Origin of the sequence: Phenylobacterium sp., from assembly GCF_037138395.1 — a bacterium.
Taxonomy (GTDB): Bacteria; Pseudomonadota; Alphaproteobacteria; order Caulobacterales; family Caulobacteraceae; genus Phenylobacterium.
In genome coordinates, this window is record NZ_JBAXIM010000024.1 from 1 (window position 1) to 23491 (window position 23491).

Annotated in this window: 20 protein-coding genes; 8 read left to right on the top strand and 12 right to left on the bottom strand. The window is 67.4% G+C overall.

The annotated features are described in order from the left end of the window. Positions 1–49: 49 nt before the first annotated feature. The 7 genes from WCJ52_RS03125 to WCJ52_RS03155 form a co-directional block, all read right to left on the bottom strand. A complete protein-coding gene (locus tag WCJ52_RS03125; protein ID WP_336901839.1) occupies positions 50–661 on the bottom strand; it encodes a glutathione S-transferase family protein in 612 nt (203 codons plus the stop codon). 33 nt (positions 662–694) lie between these two features. Then, positions 695–3592 (bottom strand): excinuclease ABC subunit UvrA, encoded by a 2898-nt coding sequence (gene uvrA / locus WCJ52_RS03130; protein WP_336901840.1) that lies wholly within the window; start codon positions 3590–3592, stop codon positions 695–697. Positions 3593–3713: 121 nt separating this feature from the next. Then, the gene (locus WCJ52_RS03135; RefSeq protein WP_336901841.1) at positions 3714–4538 is read right to left on the bottom strand and encodes an enoyl-CoA hydratase-related protein; all 825 of its coding nucleotides are present in this window, start codon (positions 4536–4538) and stop codon (positions 3714–3716) included. Next, positions 4538–5785 (bottom strand): dipeptidase, encoded by a 1248-nt coding sequence (locus WCJ52_RS03140; protein WP_336901842.1) that lies wholly within the window; start codon positions 5783–5785, stop codon positions 4538–4540. Before WCJ52_RS03140 ends, WCJ52_RS03135 begins: the two co-directional genes overlap by 1 nt. Positions 5786–5866: 81 nt before the next feature. Continuing rightward, on the bottom strand, positions 5867–6310 hold the full coding sequence (locus tag WCJ52_RS03145; RefSeq protein ID WP_336901843.1) for a flagellar basal body protein: 444 nt from the start codon (positions 6308–6310) through the stop codon (positions 5867–5869). A gap of 10 nt (positions 6311–6320) precedes the next feature. Then, a complete protein-coding gene (locus WCJ52_RS03150) occupies positions 6321–6629 on the bottom strand; it encodes a rod-binding protein (RefSeq protein ID WP_336901844.1) in 309 nt (102 codons plus the stop codon). Further along, entirely contained in the window at positions 6629–7744 is a 1116-nt protein-coding gene (locus tag WCJ52_RS03155) for a flagellar basal body P-ring protein FlgI (protein ID WP_336901845.1), read from the bottom strand. Before WCJ52_RS03155 ends, WCJ52_RS03150 begins: the two co-directional genes overlap by 1 nt. 182 nt (positions 7745–7926) lie before the next feature. Between WCJ52_RS03155 and WCJ52_RS03160 the strand changes: the two genes are divergently transcribed. The 7 genes from WCJ52_RS03160 (at position 7927) to WCJ52_RS03190 (ending at position 15258) form a co-directional block, all read left to right on the top strand. Continuing rightward, positions 7927–8358 carry a flagellar assembly protein FliX gene (locus WCJ52_RS03160; RefSeq protein WP_336901846.1) on the top strand — a complete coding sequence of 144 codons (432 nt, stop codon included), beginning with the start codon at positions 7927–7929 and terminating at the stop codon, positions 8356–8358. 87 nt (positions 8359–8445) lie between these two features. Then, positions 8446–8874, top strand: a complete 429-nt coding sequence (dksA, locus tag WCJ52_RS03165) for an RNA polymerase-binding protein DksA (RefSeq protein WP_336901847.1) — start codon at positions 8446–8448, stop codon at positions 8872–8874. Next, positions 8864–10033: an aminotransferase class I/II-fold pyridoxal phosphate-dependent enzyme gene (locus tag WCJ52_RS03170; protein ID WP_336901848.1), complete on the top strand. Its 1170-nt coding sequence runs from the start codon at positions 8864–8866 to the stop codon at positions 10031–10033. The genes dksA and WCJ52_RS03170 overlap by 11 nt, the downstream gene beginning before the upstream one ends. A 70-nt stretch (positions 10034–10103) precedes the next feature. After that, a complete protein-coding gene (locus tag WCJ52_RS03175) occupies positions 10104–10916 on the top strand; it encodes a DUF4239 domain-containing protein (RefSeq protein WP_336901849.1) in 813 nt (270 codons plus the stop codon). A gap of 54 nt (positions 10917–10970) precedes the next feature. After that, positions 10971–12638: an NAD+ synthase gene (locus tag WCJ52_RS03180; protein ID WP_336901850.1), complete on the top strand. Its 1668-nt coding sequence runs from the start codon at positions 10971–10973 to the stop codon at positions 12636–12638. After that, positions 12635–13408, top strand: a complete 774-nt coding sequence (locus WCJ52_RS03185) for a hypothetical protein (protein ID WP_336901851.1) — start codon at positions 12635–12637, stop codon at positions 13406–13408. The genes WCJ52_RS03180 and WCJ52_RS03185 overlap by 4 nt, the downstream gene beginning before the upstream one ends. Positions 13409–13443: 35 nt before the next feature. Continuing rightward, a complete protein-coding gene (locus WCJ52_RS03190) occupies positions 13444–15258 on the top strand; it encodes an ABC transporter ATP-binding protein/permease (protein WP_336901858.1) in 1815 nt (604 codons plus the stop codon). 17 nt (positions 15259–15275) lie between these two features. On the opposite strand, the gene WCJ52_RS03195 is transcribed toward WCJ52_RS03190, so the two are convergent. Further along, on the bottom strand, positions 15276–18536 hold the full coding sequence (locus WCJ52_RS03195) for an efflux RND transporter permease subunit (RefSeq protein ID WP_336901852.1): 3261 nt from the start codon (positions 18534–18536) through the stop codon (positions 15276–15278). A gap of 13 nt (positions 18537–18549) precedes the next feature. Continuing rightward, positions 18550–19632: an efflux RND transporter periplasmic adaptor subunit gene (locus tag WCJ52_RS03200; RefSeq protein ID WP_336901853.1), complete on the bottom strand. Its 1083-nt coding sequence runs from the start codon at positions 19630–19632 to the stop codon at positions 18550–18552. Between the two features lie 219 nt (positions 19633–19851). On the opposite strand from WCJ52_RS03200, the gene WCJ52_RS03205 reads away from it, so the two are divergent. Then, a complete protein-coding gene (locus tag WCJ52_RS03205; protein ID WP_336901854.1) occupies positions 19852–20292 on the top strand; it encodes a VOC family protein in 441 nt (146 codons plus the stop codon). Here WCJ52_RS03205 and WCJ52_RS03210 read toward each other — a convergent pair whose 3' ends face one another. The 3 genes from WCJ52_RS03210 to WCJ52_RS03220 form a co-directional block, all read right to left on the bottom strand. Then, positions 20293–22011, bottom strand: coding sequence for a sulfotransferase (locus WCJ52_RS03210; RefSeq protein WP_336901855.1), 1719 nt, complete (start codon positions 22009–22011; stop codon positions 20293–20295). It lies immediately after the preceding gene. After that, positions 22008–23060 carry a lysine-2,3-aminomutase-like protein gene (locus tag WCJ52_RS03215; protein WP_336901856.1) on the bottom strand — a complete coding sequence of 351 codons (1053 nt, stop codon included), beginning with the start codon at positions 23058–23060 and terminating at the stop codon, positions 22008–22010. Before WCJ52_RS03215 ends, WCJ52_RS03210 begins: the two co-directional genes overlap by 4 nt. Beyond that, positions 23057–23491: amino acid--tRNA ligase-related protein (locus tag WCJ52_RS03220; protein WP_336901857.1), on the bottom strand; the 435-nt coding region annotated here is incomplete at its 5' end. The genes WCJ52_RS03220 and WCJ52_RS03215, both read right to left, overlap by 4 nt.

A 23491-nucleotide genomic window follows, 5' to 3' on the forward strand; every position in this document is an offset into this window, starting at 1 on the left:
GCGGCGGTGATTTACCGCGAGATCCGGGCCCGCCGCTCCACCGTCTGACTCAGGCGGAGGCGCTGGGACGGGCGGCCAGGCGTTCGCGCCAGGCTGCCAGGGACTTGAGTTCCGGATCGCAGGGCAGGCCGATCCAGTCTGCGAAATCCACCGTCGTCTGCAGGCAGATGTCCGCCATGGTCAGGGTGTCGAGGGCCAGGAATTCACGGTCCTGGAGGGCCCGGTCAAAGAACCTCTGGGCACCCGCAAAGGTCTCGCGGTTCGACTCGCCGAAGTCCTTGTACTGGGTCAGCAAAGCCGCCGTGCGCGGGTGGGCGTGACGCCAGAAATTGCCCACCGGCATCATGGCGACGAATTCCACCCGGCGGACCCACTGGTCTACCAGCGCCTTCTCCACCGCCGTCTTGCCGAACATGGGCGGCTCGGGGTGGACCTCATCGAAATAGCGGCAGATGGCCACCGTCTCGGAGATGCAGGTCCCGTCGTCCAGCTCGAGGGTCGGAATCTGGCCCAGGGGGTTGCGGGCCCGGAATTCCTCGGACTTGTGCTCGCGCTTCATCATGTCGATGCGCGTCTCGGGCAGGTCCACGCCCTTTTCTGCCAGGAAGATGCGCACGCGGCGGGGGTTGGGGGCCGGGTTCGGCGCGCCATAGAGTTTCATCGGTAGTCTCCCTCGGGGCGCCGTTTCGGGCGTTCAGGCCATGACCGCGCGACGCCGGGCCATTCGCCTGTCTTCATGCCGGGCCAGAATGTCCGCCAGATAGCGTCCCGTCCAGCTTGCTGGTTCCGCCGCGACGGACTCCGGGGTCCCGAAGGCGACGATCTTGCCACCGCCGTCCCCGCCCTCCGGACCAAAGTCGAGGATCCAGTCGGCTGTCTTCACGACGTCCAGGTTGTGTTCGATCACCACCACGGTGTTCCCGGCGTCGGCCAGTTCATGCAGGACCTCCAGCAGCTTGCGGACGTCCTCGAAGTGCAGGCCGGTGGTGGGTTCATCGAGGATGTAGAGGGTCTTGCCCGTGGCCCGGCGCGACAGCTCCTTGGACAGCTTGACCCTCTGCGCCTCGCCCCCCGACAGGGTGGTCGCCTGCTGACCGACCTTGACATAACCCAGGCCCACCCGGCGAAGGGTTGCCATCTTCTCCCGCACGGTCGGCACGGCCTTGAAGAAGTCGTGCGCCTCGTCGACGGTCATATCCAGAACGTCCGAGATGGACTTGCCCTTGAACAGGATCTCCAGGGTCTCGCGGTTGTAGCGGCGGCCGTTGCAGACGTCGCAGGTCACGTAGATGTCGGGCAGGAAGTGCATCTCGATCTTGATCAGCCCGTCACCCTGGCAGGCCTCGCAGCGCCCGCCCTTGACGTTGAAGCTGAACCGGCCCGGACCGTAGCCCCGCGACTTGGCCTCGGGCAGGCCCGCAAACCAATCCCGGATGGGCTGGAAGGCACCGGTATAGGTGGCCGGGTTTGAGCGCGGCGTGCGGCCGATGGGCGACTGGTCGATGTCGATGACCTTGTCGAAGTGCTGCAGGCCCTCGATCCGGTCATGTGGGGCCGGGGCGTCGGCGGCGTTGTGCAGGCGGCGTGCCGCGGCCTTGTAGAGGGTCTCGATGGTGAAGGTCGACTTGCCACCGCCGGAGACGCCCGTGATGCAGGTCAGGGTCCCAACAGGGATCTCGGCCGTCACCGACTGCAGGTTGTTACCCGTGGCGCCGATGACCTTCAGCACCCGGTTGCGATGGGTCGAGCGCCGCTGGTCGGGGAGGGGGATCTCCTCCGTCCCGCACAGATAGCGCCCGGTGACACTGGCCGGATCGGCCATGATCTCGGCTGGCCGACCCTGGCTGACCACGTGCCCGCCATGGATTCCGGCGCCCGGGCCCATGTCGATGACATAGTCGGCGGTGAGGATGGCCTCTTCGTCATGCTCGACCACCAGGACCGAATTGCCCAGGTCGCGCAGGCCCCTCAGGCTGTCCAGCAGCCGGGAATTGTCCCTCTGGTGCAGGCCGATGGAGGGCTCGTCGAGGACGTAGAGCACCCCGGTCAGGCCGGATCCGATCTGGCTGGCCAGGCGGATCCTCTGGCTCTCGCCGCCCGAGAGCGTACCCGAGGCTCGGGACATGTTCAGGTAGTCCAGGCCGACATTCACCAGGAACCTGAGCCGGTCGTTGATCTCCTTCAGGATTCTCCGGGCGATCTCCATCTGCTTGGGCGTCAGGCGGTTCTCAAGTTCCGTGAACCAGGACCCGGCCTCCCGGATGGCGAGGCGGGAGACCTCGCCGATATGCCGCCCGTCGATGCGCACCGCCAGGGACTCTGGCTTGAGACGATAGCCCTCGCAGGCCTCGCAGGGGGTATCGGACTGGAAGCGCCCCAGCTCCTCCCGGACCCAGGCGGAATCGGTCTCCCGCCAGCGGCGCTCGAGGTTGGGAAGCACGCCCTCGAAGGTCTTCTTGACCTCGTACTTCCGGGCATTGTCGTCGTAGACGAAGAGGATTTTCTCGCCGCCGGACCCCTGGAGGACAACATTTCGCGCAGCCTCCGACAGGTCCGACCAGGGCGCATCCATGGAGAAGCCATAGTGACGGGCCAGGGCCTGCAGGGTCTGGGTGTAGAGCGGGGAGGGGCCCTTGGACCAGGGCGCTATGGCCCCGCCATGCAGGGTCCGGCTGCGGTCGGGGACGACCCTGTCCCCGTCAAAGGTCAGCCGGGCCCCGAGGCCGTCACAGGTGGGACAGGCCCCGAAGGGGTTGTTGAACGAGAACAGGCGCGGTTCGATCTCGGAGATAGTGAAGCCCGAGACCGGGCAGGCGAACTTCTCCGAGAAGATCATCCGGCGGGGTTCCGCCTGCCCCTCGGCGATGTCGGCCCATTCGGCCACCGCAATGCCGTCGGCAAGCTTCAGCGCGGTCTCCAGGGAGTCGGCATAGCGGCTCCCGAGGCCTGAACGCGTGACCAGGCGATCGACCACGATGTCGATATCGTGCTTGAACTTCTTGTCGAGAACCGGTGCGTCCTCAATGGGATGGAAGACGCCATTGATCTTCAGGCGCTGGAAGCCCGCCTTCTGCCATTCGGCGATCTCCCGACGGTATTCTCCCTTCCGTCCCCGGACCACCGGCGCCAGGAGGTAGACCCGCTCGCCCTCGGGCAGGGCGGACAGCTTGTCCACCATCTGCGAGACGGTCTGGCTCTCGATCGGCAGGCCCGTGGCCGGCGAGTACGGAATTCCCACCCGCGCCCAGAGCAGGCGCATGTAGTCGTGGATCTCGGTGACCGTGCCGACGGTCGAGCGCGGGTTCCGGCTGGTGGTCTTCTGTTCGATGGAGATGGCTGGCGACAGGCCCTCGATCAGGTCGACGTCCGGCTTGCTCATCAGTTCGAGGAACTGGCGCGCATAGGCTGAGAGGCTTTCGACATAGCGCCTCTGGCCCTCGGCGTAGATGGTGTCGAAGGCCAGGGAGCTCTTCCCCGACCCCGACAGACCCGTCATGACGACCAGCTTCCCCCTTGGGATGTCGATGTCGACATCCTTGAGGTTGTGCTCGCGGGCGCCCCGCACCCGGATGAAGTTCTGTTCGTCCGACATGGCGTCCGGTCGCCGCCCGGAGGCCGGGACGGCAGATTCTCCCTTGAAGAAAGCTCCGGATATCACTGGAACATGTGGCGAACAAGCGATCCGGACCGGGTCCGGCCGAACCTTCTGTGGATCAGCCTTCGCGGGTTACATAGACCGGCTTGCGCTTCTCCAGGAAGGCGCGGACGCCCTCGGCGAAATCCCCGTCCTGGGCGCAGAGGATCTGGTTGCGGTCCTCCATGGCGATGGCCGCCTCCAGGCCCTGGGTGTCGATGGCGTAGTTGAGGGCCTCCTTGGTGAGCCGCAGGCCCAGGGGCGTGGCGTGAAGCATATCCTCGGCGAATTCGCGCGCCTCGGCCTCCAAAGCCCCTGTATCGACGATGCGACTGACCAGGCCCAGCTGGTAGGCGCGATCCGCGCCGATGAAGCGACCTGTCAGCATGTATTCCGCGGCCACCGAACTGCCCACCATCCGGGGCAGGAAGTAGCTGACGCCGATGTCGCAGGCGGACAGGCCGATCCGGATGAAGGCGGCGTTCATCTTGAGGGAAGGCGTGGCGATGCGCACGTCCGAGGCCAGGGCCAGGGCGAAGCCGCCGCCGCTGGCGGCGCCATCGACGCAGGCGATGATCGGCTGCGGGCACCGACGCATGGCGATGACGATCTCGCTGATCCGCCTCTGCCCTGTCAGTCCTGCACCCACCGAGCGGTTGGTGTTGTCTCCGCTGCGTTCCTTCAGGTCCAGGCCAGCGCAGAAGGCCTTCCCCGCACCCCTCAGCACCACCACCCGCACGTCTCGCCGCCAATAAAGGCCCACGAAGAAGTCCCGCAGCTCCTCCACCAGCTTCGGGTTCAGGGCGTTCAACCGGTCGGGACGGTTCATCGTCGCCCAGGCGACCTCGTCTTCGATGCGAATATCGAGGTGTTCGTAGGTCATCAGTTGCCCTTCAGGGGTCATCAGTCGGCCTTCGGGGTCTGCAGTCGATCCCGGACCGCTTCCGCAGTCTTCAGGACGCGCAGGGCGTTGCCGCTCCAGATCTTGTTGATGTCCGCAGGCGAGTAGCCCGCCGCGAGTAGGCGCCGCGTGATCTCCGGATAGTCGGAGACGTCGTTCAGCCCGTCGATGCCGCCGCCCCCATCAAAGTCGCCGGACACGCCGACATGGTCTGGCCCGATCACGGCGAGGGCGTGGAGCATGTGCTTCATGAAGTCGTCGATGTTGGCTCTCGGGACCGGCCAGCGGGCATCGATCGACTTCCGCCCCTCGGTGAAGCCCTTGCGCTGGCCGTCGGTCATGTCCTGCCCGCTGACACCCAGGGACTTGGCGAGGTCCTTCAATGCGGCCTCCCGCTCCGGGATCCGCGGGGTCGGGACCATGTAGGCCGAGAAGGCGTTGATCTGGATGACCCCACCCTTGGCCGCCAGGGCGCGAAGGCGGGCGTCATCCACGTTCCGAGGGTGATCGAAGACATCCTTGCACCCTGAGTGCGACAGGATGAGCGGGGCCTCAGAAAGGGCGATCATCTGGTCCAGGGAAGCATCGCTGGCATGGCTGGCGTCGATCACCATACCCAGCCGGTTGGCCTCGGCCACGAAGCTGCGTCCGGCTGGTGAAAGGCCACCCCATTCCGGCGTGTCAGTCGCGGAGTCCGCCAGGTCGCTATTGCGGAAGTGCACGGGCCCGATCATCCGCACACCCAGCCGGTAGAAGGCCTGCATGAGGGACAGGTCCCCGGCGACGGGGGATCCGTTCTCCATGCTCATGAAGACGAAGCGCTTCCGGGCGGCGAGGATCCGTGCGGGATCATCAGCTGTCAGGGCCAGGGCGAAACGGTCGCTGTGGCGGGCCACCATCTCGCGGATCTCGGAGGCCCTGTAGAGGGCATGGTCCCGGGCGGCGGCATTGCCCGCGGCGCCCCGGGCCCCTTGCGGGGTGAAGACGGCGAAGAAACCGCCATCGACCCCGCCCTCGATCATCCGGGGCAGGTCGACCTGGCTGCCGTCCCGGGCGGTATCGTGGCGGTCGAGTATACTCCAGCCGGGCCGGCCCAGGTTCGCAGGCGTATCGAAATGGGTGTCCAGCACCACCGCCGCCTCATGGACACGGCGAGGGTCCGGGCTGGCGGGGTACGCAGGCGCAGTGACGCTCAGGCTGAGAAGGGCCGACAAACAGAGGCTAGCGAGAAGCGCGGGTCTTGGGGGCACGGGAGGAACTCCGGAGGTTCCTCACACTTCCCGCAGGCCTGCGTCCCTTGCAACCCCCGACGGGTCCGTCCCGGCGCGGATTCAGGCCCTCTGGTTGAGGGTGATCGAGGTGGCCGTGTTGAGGTCATGCGTCTTGGCGCTCGGTCCGTAACCTATGCCCTTCGACCTCTGGGCGGCGACCTCGGTCGCGATGGCCTGGACCAGCCCCTCCGTGACGGTGCGGGCAGCGTCGAGGGCGCGCCCCTGCCGGGCCAGGACGGCGTCGAAGGCCTCTGTCGCCCGCATCAGCCGGGTTCGGCCCTCAAGCGTCGCCGACGCGACCAGGTTGGGATTGGCGCGCACCCGAGCGGACTCGTGCCGGTACAGATTGGCGAGCCGGGAGGTCTCCTCCACCAAGGCTGCGGCATCCTGCGGGCGGTGGGTTTCGAACGCCTGGGCCTCGGCGGCGATGAGTTCGGTGAGCCGTTCGGTGAGGGCGATCAACTGGCCGACGCGCTCGTCGGCGTTGTCTGCGGATAGGGCCATGGACATTCTCCTAGCTAAGCCCCTGGAGCTTGAGCATTTGCGCCTGGACGGGACCGGCCAGGCCGATCCCTCCGGAACGGGCGATCTGGTGAGCCACGGCGTCGCCCAGGAAGGAGCGGAAAGCCGCCTCGCCTGACCCGCCGGTGAAGGGACCGGAGGTATCCACCTCCGAGAACATCTGATTGATCATCACGGACAGGAAGGAGGCTTCAAAGTCCTGTGCAGACTTCGCGATCCGGGTCCTCTGAAAGGTCTCGGACGGCGAGGGGGCCAGGGGCGCAGGGGCCGTGGCCGTGGAAACAGGAGCAGCGGGGCTCATCACATCACCTCGATGTCGGCCTGGAGGGCACCGGCCGCCTTGATGGCCTGCAGGATGGAGATCATGTCCCGAGGGGTGACCCCCAGGGCGTTCAGCCCTGAGACGAGGCTGGACAGGGAGGCCCCGTTCCGGAGGGTGATGAGCCGCTTGCCCTTCTCCTCCTCGACGTCCACCGTCGACTGCGGGGTCACGGTCGTCTGGCCCTGCGAGAAGGCGTTGGGCTGGCTGACTGCGGGAGTCTCCTGAACCCGGATGGTCAGGTTGCCCTGGGCGATCGCAACCGTGGAGATCCTCACATTCTCTCCCATGACGATCACGCCGGCGACCTCGTCGATGACCACCTTGGCGGGCTCATCGGTATCGACAGGCAGGTTCTCGATACGTGAGATCATGGCGACCATGTTCACGCCTACCGGCGGCCGGAGGGTGATGACCGTGGGGTTCTCCACCATGGCCGAGCCCGGGTAGACGCCGTTCACGGCCTCGGCCACCCGGCGGGCTGTGGTGAAGTCTGGGTTGCGCAGGGTCATCCGCATCTGGGGCATGGAGGCCAGCTGGAAACCGAGCTCACGCTCAACGATCGCACCACCCGAGATGCGTCCCGACGTCGGCACACCCTTGGAGACAGAGCTCCCCGAGGCGCCTCCCGCCGAGATTGCGCCGGTCTGGACCGTACCCTGAGCGACGGCATAGGCTTCGCCGTTCGCACCCATCAGCGGCGTCACAAGCAGGGTTCCGCCCAGCAGGCTCTTGGAGTCGCCCATGGCGGAGACTGTGGCGTCGATCGGTGCCCCCGCCGTCGTGAAGGGTGGCAGCCGGGCAGTGACCATGACCGCGGCAACGTTCTTTGTGTTGAGGTTGGTCTCCCGGATATTGACGCCCAGGCGCTCCAGCATGGCCTCAAGGCTCTGCCGGGTGAAGGGAGCGTTCCGCAGGGAGTCACCGGTGCCGTTCAGGCCGACCACCAGGCCGTATCCCACCAGCATGTTGTCCCGCACGCCCTCGAACTCGACGATATCCTTGATCCGGGAACGGGCCTGCGCCTCGCCGCCGATCCCGGCGAGGAGGAGGGCTCCCGCCAAGGCCAGGCTGAAGAGATGACTGCGTCCGAACATGAGTGCGCCTTCCGGGCGATTGAACCCACGCCCGGCCTTGCGAGACCCGTGCCACCCGGCGGCCCTGAAAAACCCTTTAGAGTCATAAGCCTTTGCGTCGGCACCCCAGAGGCATTGGCGCCGGGTGCAGAAATTGCCCGGCATTAACCATACCTCAAGCCCAGAGGGTCTAAGGTGAGGGTATGAAAGTCACGGGTCCAGGCGGCGTCTCAGGCAGCGCCCCCGCCTCCAAAAAGGCAGGGGCGTCTGGCGGCGGCTTCAGCCTGCCTTCTGCGGCGGCCGCAGGGCCGTCGGCCACGGCTGCGCCGGTCTCAGGGACTTCGGCACTGATGGGCGTAGAATCCCTTCTCGCCCTGCAGGACGCCGGGGGTCCGCTTGAGGGCCGCAGGCGCTCCATGCGTCGGGCGGTCCGGCTTCTCGACGTGCTCGATGACCTGAAGGTTGCCCTGATCGACGGCATGCTGAGACCAGACCAGATCCGCTCACTGTCCCTGGCCATCGCCGAACAGAGGGCGACGACGGGCGAACCGGCGCTCGAAGCGGTTCTCGACGAGATCGAGACCCGGGCCGCAGTGGAACTCGCCAAACTTGAGGTTCTCGGTCTTCCGTCCTGAGAGGCGTTCAGGGGCGTTGCGCGGCCAATCGGGTTTGCTATAAGCGCGCCAACAACAGGGCTTTGCATCCCGGGGGGTGAGGTGTCTATGCCCAAGGCCGACGCATCGGCGGGTGATCCGGATTATCGTCCTTCCGAGGACGAGACTTTCATGAACCAACGGCAGCTGGAGTATTTCCGCCGCAAGCTGCTGGCCTGGAAGGATGAGATTCTCCGGGAGTCTAGAGAGACCGTGGTCCACCTTCAGTCCGAGACTGAAAACCATCCCGATCTCGCCGATCGTGCGACGTCCGAGGCAGACAGGTCGCTTGAACTCCGCACCCGCGACCGGCAGCGCAAGCTGATTTCCAAGATCGACGAGGCTTTGCGCCGCATCGACGAAGGCTCTTATGGCTATTGCGCGGAGACCGGGGAGCCGATCGGCATCGCCCGCCTTGATGCCCGGCCTATCGCCACCCTGAGCCTTGATGCGCAGGAGCGTCACGAGCGCCGCGAGCGCATCCACCGTGACGACTGAGGGGGCGGTCCTCCCGGTTGTCGATCCCTTCTACGCCATCGGTCTCAGCCTCCTTGCCCGTCGCCTGGAGGCCGGGGGTGCCAACATCATCCACATGGAGTTCGGCCAGCCCTCCACCGGCGCGCCCTCCCGGGCGATTGCGGCGGCCCATGCCGCCCTCGACTCCGATCCCGGAAGCTACTGGGAGAGCCAGGACCTCAAGGCCCGGCTTTCCAGGCACTATTCGGAAACCTACGGGGTCGACCTTCCGGCGGGCCGGATCCTGCTGACCTGCGGCGCTTCGCCGGCCCTGGTCCTGGCCCTCGCCACGCGTTTTCCCGCCGGAGCGCGCATTGCCCTGGCCCGTCCTGGGTACGTGGCCTACCGCAATACGATCCGCGCCCTGCACATGGAGCCGGTCGAGATTCCCTGTGGCGCCGAGGTGGACTTCCAACTCTCCGCCGAGGCGCTGGACTCCGTCGAAGGCCCCCTGGATGGGGTGATCATCGCCAGCCCCGCAAATCCGACGGGATCGATCCTTCCGGCCCCCAGGCTTGAAGCCATAGTCCGGTTCTGTGAGTCTCGCAGGCTGGGTCTGGTTTCCGACGAAATCTACCATGGACTGACCTATGGCGAGCGGGCGAGGTCGGTCCTCGAATTCACTGACCAGGCCTTTGTCGTGAATAGCTTCTCCAAGTATTTCAGCATGGTGGCCTGGCGACTGGGTTGGCTCGCCGCCCCCATGGACCATGCCCACCGGGCCCGGGCCCTGATCAGCAACCTGTTCCTGACGCCACCTTCCCTGAGCCAGCACGCCGCCCTGGCCGCCCTGGACTGCCGGGAGGAGCTGGAAGCCAATCTCGACGTCTACCGGACCAATCGCGGCCTGCTGCTGCAGGCCCTGCCAGAATTGGGCCTGGCCTCCATCGCGCCTGCGGACGGAGCCTTCTACGTTTATGCGGACGTGGGTCACCTGACGCAGGACAGCCTTTCCTTCTGCGAAAGGATCCTCCGCGAAACCGGCGTCGCCCTCGCGCCCGGGGTCGACTTCGATCCGGTGGAAGGTGGCCGCTTCATCCGTTTCAGCTTCGCGCTCTCCAACGACCTGGTGCGCGAGGGCCTGGAGCGCCTGGCGCCCTGGTTTGCCGCCCAGCCCCGGCTTGGCGGGGCACCCACTTGACCGGACCCCCTTCCGCGCAGAAACCTTAGACGGCGTCGCTGGTGATCGGCGGAGGGAGGCCCAGAACCCCATGAACGCCCTGTCCCAGTTCCTGACAGATGAGTATCTCTGGATCGTCGGCCTGACTGTGTTCATCTTGATGGTGACGGTCCGATCTCTGGCCGAACGGATCCGGCGGCGCCGGTCGAGTGCGGTCGGGGAGGGGGTTTCCCAGGCCGGGGAAGGGCTGATCGCCACCGCCGTCGTTGGCCTCCTCTCCCTCCTAGTCGCCTTCACCTTCTCCCTGGCCCTGTCACGTCATGAACTCAGGCGGACCCTGGTCGTTGAGGAGGCCAATGCGATCGCCGTAGCCTACATGCGCGCCCAGCTGCTCGAGGCGCCCTACCGGAGCGACCTCAGCAATATCATCGTCTCCTACGCTCAGGTCCGGCGCGCCAGTGGGGAACTCTGGGGACCCGCCCAGCTGGCCGCCCAGAAACATTCCGAGGCCCTGCAGGGTCCCCTCTGGCAACGCACGGCTGCAGCGGCGCGGGCATCGCAGACCCCCGCCCTCGCCAATGCTTTGGTCCAGAGCATCACCCGGATGATTGAGGTGCAGTCACAGAGGAAGGCCGCCCTGGACGCCCGGATTCCTCCCGCCGTCCTCTTGGCCCTCATGGCCTATGCCGTCTGCGTCGCTGGGATTCTGGGCTATGTCGCCGCCGGGGCCCACGGCCACCGAAGTCACATCTCGTGGGTGTTGTTCATGCTGATCGCCCTAGCCTTCATGATGATCCTCGATCTCGACCGACCCGGCGACGGATTCATCATCGTCTCGGAAGCCAATATGATTGACATGATCCGCGCCCTGCCAACCTACACCCTCCCGGATCCGAACCGCTGAATCTGCTGGCCCGGCGACTGGCGGCGCGGAGCGGTCGGGGTTAAAGGTCAGGTCATGACCCGGTCCATTGTCATTGCCGCCGTCCAGGCCAATCCCACTGTCGGTGCCATCGCCGCCAACGAAGCTCTCGCGCGTCTCAAGTTCTCAGAGGCCCGTGCGGCTGGTGCCGACCTCGCCGTCTTTCCCGAACTCTTCATCAATGGCTATCCGCCCGAGGACCTGGCCCTCAAGCCGGCCTTCTGGCGTGCAGGCCGGGAGGCCGTCGAGCGCCTGGCCCTGGAGACCGACGAAGACTTCGCCGCCCTCGTCGGCGTGATCTGGCCTGCTGAGGCGCCCGGCCGTCGTCCCCGGAACGGCCTCGCCTTCCTGGCGGGTGGCAAGGTCCAGGGCGTGGCCTTCAAGTGCGACCTGCCCAACTACGGCGTATTCGACGAGAAACGCGTCTTCGAGCCGGGGGAGGGGCCGAGTGTCTTCACCTGGAAGGGTGTGCGGCTTGGCGTTCCGATCTGCGAGGACATCTGGACCTCCGGCGTCTGCGCCGCCCTGGCCGCGGATGGGGCCGAGATTCTCGTCTCGCCGAACGGCTCGCCCTACCGCCGGACCGCGGACCAGGAGCGTACGGAGATCGTCCGGACCCGCGTGGCCGAGACCGGCCTTCCGATGATCTACCTGAACGAGGTGGGCGGTCAGGATGAACTCGTGTTTGACGGGGCGTCCTTCGCCCTCGACGGGCGCGGGCGCGAAGTCATGCGCCTGCCCATGTTCGAGGAAGCGATTGGCATCATGCGCTGGACCCAGGGACCCGAAGGCTGGACGGCCACCGACGCCCCCGTCGCCGGGTGGATGGAGGGGCCGGGCGAAATCTACCATGCCATGGTGCTGGGGCTTCGGGATTACGTGAACAAGTCCGGCTTTCCCGGCGTCCTGCTTGGCCTTTCCGGGGGTGTAGACTCGGCAATCACGGCGGTGGTGGCTGCCGATGCCCTCGGGCCCGACCGGGTCCGTTGCTTCATGCTCCCCTCCCGCTACACCAGCCGGGACAGCCTGGAGGACGCCGAGGACTGCGCCCGGCGGCTTGGCGTCCGTCTCGACGAGGTGCCCATTGTACCTGCTATCGACGCCTTTGCCGCCATGCTCACCCCCCTGTTTGAGAACCGGCCGCCTGACATCACCGAGGAAAACATCCAGGCGCGCATCCGGGGGCTGTCCCTCATGGCGCTTTCGAACAAGCTGGGGTTTATGGTCCTGACGACCGGCAACAAGAGCGAGATGGCGGTCGGGTACGCCACCCTCTACGGCGACATGTGTGGCGGCTACAATGTGCTCAAGGATCTCTACAAGACCGAGGTCTACGAGGTGTGCCGGTGGCGGAACGCCCATGATCCCTTCGGCGTCGCCAGGGACCCTATTCCCGACCGCATCCTGACCAAGCCGCCTTCGGCCGAACTGCGCCCTGACCAGAAGGACCAGGACAGCCTGCCCGAGTACGCGGATCTCGACGCCATCCTGCATGGACTGGTGGAGGAAGAGGCCTCCCTCGACGAGATCGTCGCCCGAGGATTCCCGCGCGAAATGGTCGAGCGCGTGCAACGCCTGCTCTACAGTTCGGAGTACAAGCGGCGTCAGGCCGCTCCCGGGGTCAAGATCGGCCTGAAGGCCTTTGGGCGGGACCGACGCTATCCCATCGTCAACGGCTTCCGCGATCAGGTCCGCGGCGAATGAGTCGTGGGCGCCTGGGGGGGGTGGTGCCGCTTGCGGGCCTGCTGGTCCTCGCGGCCTGCAGCCCCGGCGGTGCCCGTTCCCCGGATGAAACGGCGAGGCGTCAGGAGGAGGCAGCCTATCTTGCGGCACCCCGGGTCGATCGCGCCGACTTTGGGGCTGGGGGTTATTCCCTCGAGGGGCGGGCAGCCAAGGGCGCTGAGGTGCGCCTCGCCAGCCCAGGCGGGGGCGGGGTCACCGTTCGTCCCGACGCAGACGGCAGCTGGCGGCTGACGGTGCCGGTTGCGAGTGCGGGTGCGATCTATGGGCTGTCCGAGACCTCTGCCGGGCGCACAGTCCAGGCCGAAGGCTACCTCTTCCTCTCTCCCCAGCACGGCGCCTGGATGCTTCGGGCGGGCGCTGGCGCCCGCGCCATGTCGCCGGGCGCAGCGGCACCCATCGTCCTGGATACCGACCGCGCCGGCGGCACCGTGGTCTCGGGGCGGGCGGCGCAGCGGGGGCTGGTCGGAGTCCAGCTCAACGGTAGCCGCATGGGTGAAGGCCGGGCCGATGATGCCGGCGTCTTTGAGATCCGCCTGAAGGGCCCGGTACCCCCAGGCGCAAACCGACTGCGGATCTTTGGCGACGGCATCAGCGCTGAGCGGACCCTGAACCTCTCGCCGACGATCCCGCCGGTCGGCGGTCCCCTTCGTGTAACCCCGCAGGGTACCGGCCTGCGCATCGACTGGCTGACCCCGGGCGGTGGGGTCCAGTCGACCCAGATCCTTCCCTGAGGCCAGCGGTAGTGGCGTTTCAACATGGCCGCAGGATGGGGGGCGAGACGGCACCGGCGGGCGTCCGTTTTGACTTCTGGTCCTCTATGGCGGACCTCTGGCGGCTGGTGCTCCGTTGTGGCGCGCCTGGCCTGGGCTGGCGGATCGGGCTCGCCCTGGCCCTGATATTCGTGGGGAAGGCTGCTGGCGTCGCCGCGCCGGTCCTGCTGGGCGATGCGATCAACCGACTCGCCGTGCCCGGGCTGGGTCATGGGGCGACGGCGCTGGGCGGGGCCTTTCTCCTCCTCGCCCTTGGGTTCGCTGGCCTGCGGATGGTCGCTGCCGTGGCGCCCAATGCCCGGGAAGCCATCTTCACGCCGGTCTCCCAGGCGACCATGGCCCGCGCCGCCGAGGAAAGCTTCGCCCACGTCCTGACCCTCTCCCTCGACTACCACCAGGGCAAGCAGACCGGAACCTTGGCGCGGGTCATAGACAGGGGCTCGCGCTCAACCGACTTCCTGATCCGGAGTGTGGTCTTCAATCTCGGCCCGACTGCCCTTGAACTGCTGATGGCCATGGGGGTCATGGCAGCGCGGCTGGACTGGCGGTTCGCTGCGGGGACCTTCGTCACCATCGTCATCTACGCCGGCCTGACCTTCCGGATCACCGACTGGCGACTGTCCCACCGTCGCGAACTGATCCTCGCCGATGGAAAGGCCGCCGGCCTGTCCGTCGACGCCCTGATGAACTTCGAGACCGTCAAGGCCTTCGGGCGGGAGCAGGGGACGGTGGCCGGCTACGCCTCGGCCCTGGCGGACTATGTGCGGGCCGCCGTCCGGGCCAACACCTCCCTGTCCCTGCTGAACGCCCTGCAGGCCCTGATCCTGAATGTCGGCCTCGCCGCCATGGTCCTGCTGGCGGGCCTCGAAGTTCTGGAAGGCCGGATGCGGGTCGGTGACGTGACGACTGCCGTCCTTCTGGTCATCGGCCTCTACCAGCCGCTCAACCTGCTCGGCTTCAACTACCGCGAGATCCGCCAGGCCTTCATCGACATGGAGCAGATGGTCGAGATCGGCCGGATTGTTCCCGATGTCGCAGACCCTGTTCCCGCCCGTCCCCTTCCGCCGGCTTCCGGATCGGGGGCCCGTCTGGCCTTCGAGGCGGTGGGCTTCCGGCATGGATCGCGCACGACAGGGCTTGAGGACATCACCTTCGAGTCCGCGCCTGGAACCACGACCGCCATCGTCGGGCCCTCAGGCGCCGGCAAGACCACTGTGGTCCGGCTGGCCCTACGCCTCGTCGATCCTGGGTCCGGCAGCGTGACCCTCGATGGCATTGACCTCAGGGATCTAGCCCGCACCGATCTGAGGCGCGCCGTGGCCCTGGTCCCACAGGAAGTCGCCCTGTTCAACGACACCTTGGGCGCCAACATCGCCTTCGCCCGGCCCGACGCGACGGAGGCAGAGATCCAGGCTGCCGCCGAGGCGGCGGAACTTGCCGCCTTCATCCAGGCAACCCCTGGGGGCCTCTCGGTCCGGGTGGGCGAGCGGGGCCTTAAGCTTTCGGGGGGAGAGCGACAAAGGGTGGGTATAGCCAGGGCGCTTCTGGCGGATCCGCGGCTCCTGATCCTCGACGAGGCGACGTCGGCTCTGGATGGTCCCACCGAGGCCGCAATCCAGGAAACCCTGAGGCGCGTCCGGCGCAACCGCACCACCCTCGTGGTCGCGCACCGGCTGTCGACCGTGGTGGACGCTGACCAGATCCTGGTCCTGAGGCAGGGCCGCATCGTCGAGCGCGGCGATCACGCCGCCCTCCTGGCCCGGGGCGGCGAATACGCCGCCCTCTGGCGCCGACAGACCCGGGAAGGCTGACGCCCTCCCGGCCCTGGCTATTCCGCAGGCGAAGGCGAGGGGGCTTCGGGCCCGCCCTGGGGTAGGCGAGCCCCCTGATAGGCGCGCTGGCGGGACTTCAGCCCCACCCGCTGACGGATGGCGTCGAACACGGTTCCGAACCGGGCGGAGAGGACCCTCGGCATAGCCAGCATGACCGGGGTCACCACCAGGGTCAGCAGGGTTGCGAAGGATAGCCCCCACACCACGGCGGCCGACAGCTGGACCCACTGTCCCGATCCGGGTGCCCGGTATTCGAGGACCAGGTTTCGGAAGTTCGGATGCAGCTGGAACATCAGCGGAAGCAGGCCGACCACGGTCACCAGGGTCGTCAGCATGACCGGACGGAAGCGCTGGGCGGCGGCCCTTACAGCCGCCTCGTGGGCGTTGTAGCCCGAGCGCTTCAGTTGGTAGAAGGCATCGACCAGCACGATGTTGTGGCCCACCACCACCCCGGCCAGGGCAACGACGCCCGTCCCCAGCATGATCACGGATATGTAGTTGAAGGTGTTGGCGAAGTTGATCACCACGCCCAACAGCACCCCGACGGTAGACAACAGGACCGCGAACAGGGTCACGGCCACGCCCCAGAAGCTGTTGAACTGCCAGAGCAGGATGATCATCATCATGAACAGGGCCGCGAAGATCGCGGTCAGGAAGAAAAGAACCGCCTTGCGGCCTTCCTCGTCTGCGCCCGTGAACTTCCATTTCACTGCCGAGTCGATCGGGGCCTTTTCCAGCCAGGGCCGGAGTTCTGCGATCTTCTGGTTGGCGGCGACGCCCTTGGGCACGTTGGCCTGGACGATCACCAGCCTTTGGCCGTCGCGCCGCTGGATCTGGGTGACCTGCTGGGCCGGTTGGCGCTTGACGAAATAGCTCGCGGGCACCGGTCCGAACGGCGTGCCGATCTTGAGCGAGTCCAGGGCGTCGAGGTTGCGACCTTCCGGCGTGAACCGCACCCGGATATCCAGTTCGTCCTCGGCGTCGTTTGGCCGGAAGCGGCCCACCAGCACACCGGTTGTGGTGTACTGGATGGCCTGGCCGACCGTGAGGACGTCGACGCCGTAGCGACCCGCGGCCTCGCGGTCGACAGCCAGGTTCCACTCGATGCCCGGCGACGTCCGATTGTCCTCGATATCGATGATCTGCCGGTCGGTCGCGAGCTTGGCCTTAACCAGGTTCGCGGCTGTATACAGCGCTTCCGGATTGTTGCTCCTCATCTCGACCTGGACGGACTTTCCGGTGGGGGGACCCTGCTCTGGTGCCCTCATCTCGGTCTCAATGCCGGGGACATTCGCGATGCGGCGTTTCACCTCTGCCGCAAGTTCCGGACCCTTCAGGCCCAGGCGAACCCTGTCCTCGTACTTGAGAAACTCGACCTCCAGGGTCCCGATGGTGTCATTCGGTGCCCCGAACCGACCGCCGAAGCTGCCGCCGCCGCCGCCGGTACGCACGAAGAGGGCCTTGACCCCCTTCATGTCCTTAAGGCGGTCCTCGACCTGGTGAACCAGGGCATCTTGGGCCGAAGCGTTCAGGTTGCCCCGCGCTTTCACATAGACCTGCACGCTCTCCGGATCTTCGTCGAGGAAGAACTCGACCCGATGGGGCGTCTTGGCGAACCAGACGAAGACCACGATCACCACCAGGAAGGTGGTGGCCAGGACCCGGAAGGGGTGGTGGGACAGGAAGTCCAGAGTCCGGGCGTATCGGCCCATGAAGCCCGACATCTGGGTGGGATCGCCCCGTTCGGCCTTCTCCAGGTCGGCCAGTTCCTCGGCGTCGGCCTTACGCTCCTTGGCGAAGATCGAGCCCAGGGCAGGGGTGAAGATCAGGGCGATGAAGATGGAGGCGCCCAGCACAAAGACCAGGGTCAGCGGCAGGTAGCTCATGAACTTGCCGGCGATCGAGTTCCAGAAGAAGAACGGCACGAAGGCGCAGAGGGTCGTCAGGGTTCCGTTGAGCACCGGCCAGAACATGCGCGTCCCGGCCGCCTTGAAGGCGTCGACCTTGTTCAAGCCCTCGGCCATCTTTCGTTCTGCGTATTCGACGACCACGATCCCCCCGTCGACGAGGATGCCTACGGCGAGCACCAGGCCGAACATGACCATCTGGTTCAGGGTCACATGGATGGCGTTGAGCATCAGGAAGCCGAGGGCGAAGCACACCGGGATGGCCAGGCCAACCATGAGCCCCTGTCGCACGCCCAGGCTCGCCACGATGATGATCATGACCAGGAGGGTGGCGGAGAGAAGGCCCCCCTCGAGGACCAGAAGGGTCCGCTCGATGAACTCGGACTCGTCGAAGGTGTAGTCGACCTTGACCGTCGCCGGCCAGGCCTTGCGCTCGGCCTCCACCGTCGCGCGGACGGCCTTGACGGTGTCGAGCACATTGGCGCCGGGACGCTTGGAAACGGAGATCGAATAGGCGGGCTCGCCATTGTAGCGGGCAATGTAGGTGGGGTCCTTGAAGGTCCGGCGGACATTGCCAATGTCGCCCACGGTGACCAGACGGTCGCCATTGCGCTTGATCGGCAGGGCCAGAATGTCCTCTGGCTTCTCGATGACCCCGGGCACCTTGACCGCGAACTTGCCCTTGCCGGTCAGCATGTCGCCAGCCGGCACCAGCTGGTTGTTGCGGCCGATGACCTGGGCGAGTTCCCCTGAGGTGACCTTGTAGGCCTCCATGCGCACCGGATCGACGGTGACCTCGAGGAATTCCTCGCGGGCGCCAGAAGTTTCCGCCTGGAGGATGCCCGGCAGGGCTTCTAGGCGATCCCGGAGGGAGTTGGAAATCCGGACGAATTCCCGTTCGGGGGCCGCGCCGGACAGGACGATGCCGATCACCGGCTGGTCGCTGAAGTTCGCTTCCTGGATGATGGCTTCCTCGGCGTCGGGCGGGAACCGCCCGCGCGCCAGGTCGACCTTGGCGCGCACGTCCTGCAGCGCCTTGTCCTTATCGAAGTCAGGTTCGAACTCGAGGGTGACGTAGGCCACGCCCTGGCGGGCCACGGCGTTCATCTGCTTCAGGCCCTCGATGGACTGAAGGTTGGTCTCCAACGGCTTGACCAGGAGACGCTCGGCGTCCTCTGGGCTCACGCCCGGATAGGGAACCACCACCGACACGAAGGGCAGGGTGATGTTGGGCTGCGCCTCACGGGGCATGGTGTTGAAGGCGATCAGGCCGAAGATCGTCGCGATCAGGGTCACGCCAAGGACGACTTTCCGTCGCTTGATGGCGCCTTCGATCAGGGCTCCAATCATGGGGGGCTCCTCCTTAGCGCGCCGGAGTCGCGAGGACCTTCTGGCCCTCGGCGACATAGGACTGGCCGACAGTGATGATCTTGACCGCGCCGGACAAACCGCTGACCCAGGCGCCTTCCGACGTCTCATCGATCAGGTTCAGGGGCGCGAAGCGGACGATCCCGCCGCTGTCCACATACCGCACGCCCTGGCGACCGGCCGAGTCCAGAACCAGGCTGGAAACCTGGATCAGGTGGGCAGGGCCCTGGCCAGCGCTGACGCGGAGCTGTGCGCTCAGGCCCGACCGGGCGGCAAGCTTGGGATTTCGCGCGGTGACCTCCACCCGGTAGGTGCGGGTCTGCGGATCGGCCTCCCGTGAGACGTAGCGGACAGTCCCGTTGATCGTCTCGCCGGACACAAGCTCAGCTGTAGCCGGCGCACCGATCTGGAACTTGCCGGCCTCGGTTTCGGGAAGGTCGGCCACGATCAGCAGGGGATCGAGCTCGATCACCGTCCCGCAGGGCTGGCCGGGGGCCAGGTAGGCCCCGACCTCGGCCTCGCGGCGGTCGAAGACGCCGTTGAAGGGAGCCCGGATGTTGGTCTGCTCCAGGGCGATCTCGGCCTGGCGCAGGGCCGCCCGGGCGCTGTCCAGGTTAGCCTGGTCCTGAAGGACCTGGGTCTGCGAGCGGTAGCCCTTGGCGGAGAGGTCGACAGTGGCCTGACGGGTCAGCTCGCGCGAGCGGACCGCGGCGCGCGCCTGGGCCAGACCGGCCTCGCGGGCGTCGACGTTCAGGCGGCAGAGGATGGTCCCGCGGGTCACATAGCTGCCCTCGACGGCGGGGGTCGCGGCCACGATGCCAGCGGTCTCGGACCGCACGGTCACCGTGCGCGCGCCCTCCGTGCGCCCCCGGACTCGGACGACGTAGGGATGGATGCTCTGCGGGGTCTCAACGACCTGAACAGACGGCAGGGCGACCGGGCCCGCAGCGGTCGCTAGAGCCTTTGGAGCCGGGTCGCGCTTCCTCTTGGCCTTGTCCAGCAGGGTGCCCGCAAGGAACAGAAGCACCACGATGACGACGGTGCCGATAGCGAACTTGTGGGCGGATGTCAGACGCATTCTCATCCCTGAGCAGTTGTTCGGTTTGGCGATCGCCCGTGTTCAGGCCGACGCCCCCTCGCGCTGCGCCTGTTGGCGCTCGCTGCTAATGATGCCAGTTTGGAGTCCAGACAAATGAATTCGCGGATAGGATTGCTGCAGTGCAGAAATCTTGTCCGAGCGTGTCTTCCGCGCCGCCCTTCCGGGGGCGCGGCGGCCTAGAAAAAGTGGAGACTCACCTTGCGCTACCTGCACACCATGGTCCGGGTCCGGGACCTCGGCGCCTCGCTCAAGTTCTACTGTGACCTTCTGGGTCTGGAAGAGGTCTCGCGCAGCGAGAGCGCGCAGGGCCGATTTACCCTGGTCTTCCTCTGTGCGCCTGGTGACGCGGATCTGGCCGGGGAGCGGCGCGCGCCCACGGTGGAGCTGACCTACAACTGGGATATTGAGGATTACCAGGGCGGCCGGAACTTCGGTCATCTGGCCTATGCCGTCGGCGACATCTACGCCACCTGTGCGCGCCTGCAGGCCGGGGGCGTCATCATCAGCCGACCGCCCCGCGATGGCCGGATGGCCTTCGTCCGCTCGCCGGATGGCATCTCCATCGAACTGCTCCAGGCCGGTCCTGCCCTGGCACCCGCCGAGCCCTGGGCGTCCATGCCCAATATCGGGGCCTGGTGATCAGGACCCGGGATAGCCGAATCGACTGAGCCAGGGCGCCAGGGGGGCGAAGGGCTCGGCCAACCGGTCCGCATAGGGCCGCCAGGCCCCACCGCCATCCGTCCTGAGCCCGCCGGCCAGCTGGGCGGCCGATGGCGTAGCGATGGCCCGGTCGGCGTTGCGCCCGCCCACATCGCGCATGGCCTCGGTCCATTCCACCCCAACCGTCTCGCAGATCGACTGCATGACGCTTGTGAAGTCCTCCAGCAGGGCCTCGTGCCGAACGAAGGTCCAGGGCGAGGCCGATTGGCCCTCCAGCCGCATGGAGAAGGTCATCACCGCATCGTAGAAGCCCGCAGCGCTTCGAAGGTCCAGCAGGTGGAACATGGGCGCGCTCATCTGGAAGCGGCGTCGCCAGCAAGAAAAGACCACATCCCTCGGATCCCGCAGGGCGAAGAGGATGGTCGCCTCCGGGAAGAGGCGCTGGATCAGGGGTAGTTTCAGGCTGTTCAGGGGATAGCGATCGAGGAACACCTTGCCCTCCGGGTCGAGCCCCGCCTCGCGGACCCGCTTCCAGTAGGCGTCGCGGAAGGCGGCCAGGTCCGCAGCTCCGGCGTCGGCCAGGGCCGAGAGATCGGTGGGGTCGCGCAGATAGCGCCGGACCCCGTCAGCCAGGGCCTCCTGCTCCTCGAGGGCGATCACTTCCGGCGAACCGGTGAGGGCGGCCTCGAGCAGGGTGGTCCCGGACCGGGGGAAGCCCAGCAGGAAGACGTGCGACCGGGCGGGCCCCGGCGGCAGGCTGCCGGCGGCCGGTGACCTCAGCCGGCCCGGATGGCGGGCCAGCCAGCCGTCCATCCGGCGGGTGTGCTCCACGGCACCGGTTCCGGTGAACCGGTGGGCGTAGTGGCGGCGCAGGATGTCGTTGCCGCCCGACCAGGCCCCGAAGGCGCCAAGGTGCTCATCCTTCAGGTCCAGGACGTCCCCCAGCAGATTGAGGGCGTCGGCGGTCCCGACGCCCGGGAGGCGCGGGTCGGCGATGAGCGTCCTCAGCCGGGCTTCGGCCTCGCCCAGCCGGCCGTCATCGACCTCGGCCCGGGCCTTGGCCATCAGGGCGTCCGCGGCGTCGGGCGCCCGCGCCAGCACCCGGTCGGCCAGGCTCTCGGCCTCGGCGAAGGCCCCGCGCCGGGCGGCGATGACCGCGAGCCCGGCGAGGGCGATGATCTGGTCGGGATCGATTTCGAGGGCCCGGCGGTAGGCGACGCTGGCCCGGTCGAGTCGCCCTGAACCGGCGAGGGCCTGGCCAAGGTTGGCGTGGGCCGGGGCGAAGTCGGGGACGAGGGCGAGCAGGTCCCGGAACACCGGCTCAGCCTCGGCCGGGGCCTCAAGGGCCAGGAGGCAAAGCCCCAGGGCGTTGACGACGCCGGGGTCTCCGGGCGCCAGGTGACGGGCCCTCTGCAGCCGGATCAGGGCCTCCCCGGGCTTGCCCTCGGCCTCGAGCCGGCCGGCCGAGAGATTGAGCAGGGCCGGGTGCTCGTAGCCCTCCGCCAGGGCGGCCTCGGCGGCGGCGAAGGCACCCGGCATGTCTCTGGCGACGATCCTCTCGCCGATGGCGTCCAACACGGACTGGGGAGGCGGCGGTCCCGGAGGCGCAGCGCCTGGTTGGGCGGCGGGCGCCGGCTGGGGGCCGACCCGGTAGCTGAAACCGGTGGAGAGCGGGCGAATTCGGGGCGGCTGGCTCATGCCTCGGGTTCCTCTGCCTCGACGGGGTGGCGTCCGCCCCAGGGATCGGTCGCCGTCAGTCCCGCGCCGTCGGACTCGATCCAGGCCGGACCCGCTGGAACCTTGCCGAAGCCGCCCGGGATGTCGAGGACATAGGTCGGCTGGCAAAGGCCCGAATAGCGCCCTCTCAGACCCCGTACCAGGGCCTGGCCCTCGGCGAGGGACACCCGGAACCGGGCCGTGCCCGGCGCCGGATCGGGGTGGTGAAGGTAGTAGGGCCGCACGCCCCGCTCGACCAGGGCGCGCATGAGGTCGCCCAGCACCTCGACCCGGTCATTGACGCCCCTCAAGAGGACGGTCTGGCTGAGCAGCAGGGCGCCTGCGCCTACCAGGCGGGCGAGGGCTGCGTCGGCCGCCGGGGTCAGCTCCCGGGCATGGTTGACGTGAACGCCTACCGCCAAGGTTAGGCGCGAGCCGGACAGGGCCTCGACCAGGGCCTCGCTCACCTGTTCCGGGTCGGCCACGGGCAGGCGGGTGTGGACCCTCAGGATCTTCACGTGGGGGATGTCACTGATGCGCCGCACCAGGTCCGCGATCCGGCGCGGGGACAGGACGAGGGGGTCGCCGCCGGTCAGGATCACCTCCCAGACCTCCGGATGGCCGGCGATGTAGGCCAGGGCGCCGTCCAGCTCCGCCGGCGTCAGGCCCCCGGCGCCGCCCGGTCCCACCACCTCCCGGCGGAAGCAGAACCGGCAATAGACGGCGCAGGCGTAGGTGGCGGTCAGGAGCAGCCGGTCAGGATATCGGTGGACGATCCCCTTCACCGGTGAATGGATCTGGTCGCCGATGGGATCGGCCTGCTCACCCGGCGCGGAAACGAGTTCCTCGGGCGAGGGCAGGTACTGCAGGCCGATGGGGTCAAACGGGTCGGCGGGGTCGATCAGGGCGGCGACCGCCGGGGTAATGGCGATGGCATAGCGGGCGGCCACAGCCTCCAGGGTATCGACAGCACTCGCCGCCACCAGACCTGCCCTGGCCAGGTCCGCCGTCGTGTGCAGGACCCGGCTCACGGAACCTCCGCCACGGGAGTCCAGAGGACCTCCTCGATCGTTCGGGCGCCGGTGGCCAGCAGGACCAGCCGGTCAAAGCCCAGGGCCGCGCCGGAGGCCTGGGGCATGATGGCCAGGGCCGCCAGGAAGTCCTCGTCGAGGGGATAGCGCTCGCCATAGACCCGGGCCTTCTCGTCCATCTCGGCCTCCAGCCGGCGTCGCTGTTCGACGGGGTCGGTGAGCTCGCCGAAGGCGTTGGCCAGCTCCACCCCGCAGGCATAGAGCTCGAAGCGCTCGGACACCCGCGGGTCCTGGGCGCAGCGCTGGGCTAGGGCCGCCTCGGGGGCGGGATATTCGCACAGCAAGGTGGGACGGCCGTCCCCCAGGGTGGGCTCGATCCGCTCGACAAGGACCCGGCTGAAGACGTCGCTCCAGGAATCGTCCGGCGCGAC